Annotated in this window: 1 protein-coding gene; it reads right to left on the bottom strand. The window is 59.8% G+C overall.

Annotated features, from left to right (window positions below; translation table 11 throughout):
- On the bottom strand, positions 1-525 hold a 525-nt coding region (locus tag EXE42_RS15970; RefSeq protein ID WP_137706955.1), incomplete at its 3' end, for a hypothetical protein.
- Positions 526-923 lie beyond the last annotated feature (398 nt).

Here is a 923-nt window from a genome sequence, read left to right as displayed (position 1 = left end):
GACACCGCCGCGTTCGAGCAGTTTCGGACGGTCGGTGACGAGACGCGACAGCGGGAGATTCAGGTGGTGTTCGGACCACGTCTCCAGCGTCTTAAACTCCTGCGGGGACGGGTCGTGTTCCGTGGGTGGCGCCGTGAGCTGTGCCGTCTCGATGGTCTTCGACTCCATCATCCGCTCGCCCTCCTCGTGGTTCTCGTACATGATCCGCGGCTGAACCGTGATCATCTGAACCCCCATCATCGCTGCTGCGTACAGCGAGAGGGCGGGGTCGGTGTGTTGGGTCGGATAACCACACCGAACGTCTAACGTTCCGTCCTCGTCGGCGTCCTCGGGGACGAGATCGGCGTCCGAGAAATCGAAGGAACGTGTTTCGTACTCAACGCCAAACTCGTAGGTGGATTCGCCCATCAGCGATTCGAACGACCCCCACCCGAACAGCCGCTTCCACGGGCCGAGTTTCGCGTAGACGTGATCGAGACTTTGGGCGAATAGCCCCGTCTGGAGTTGTTCTTCAGCAGTTTTCATCAGCGCACCTCGATTCGATTTGTGAACACCACAGTAGGTGTCACCAGGTGATACCGTCTGTCCGCAAAACCGCACGTTCGGGTAGCGTCGACGCCAGCGACTCAACGGCGCGTTACACACGTCCATCGAGTCCTCGCCGCGACTCACGGGTTCCTTGTTCCCTGAGAACGGCGAGTAACGTCGATTATTGTCGTACAGCGCCTCGTAGGTGTCCGAGAGGTCGTCTGGTGTAAAAAAGATCGGATAAACGTTGTTACGTTCATCCGAGGGCGGCCAGTCGCCACGGACCTTCTCCCCGAGGGTGTGATCGTCGGATTCGAACCACTCCTTCAACGTCGCCAGCTCCTCGGCGGTACAGTCACACCGAGCAGGGTACTCGTCGGCTCGCACAGCCGAGC

The organism is Halorubrum sp. SP3 (assembly GCF_005435195.1).
Classification (GTDB): domain Archaea; phylum Halobacteriota; class Halobacteria; order Halobacteriales; family Haloferacaceae; genus Halorubrum; species Halorubrum sodomense.
This window is presented reverse-complemented; position numbering and strand designations above follow the sequence as displayed.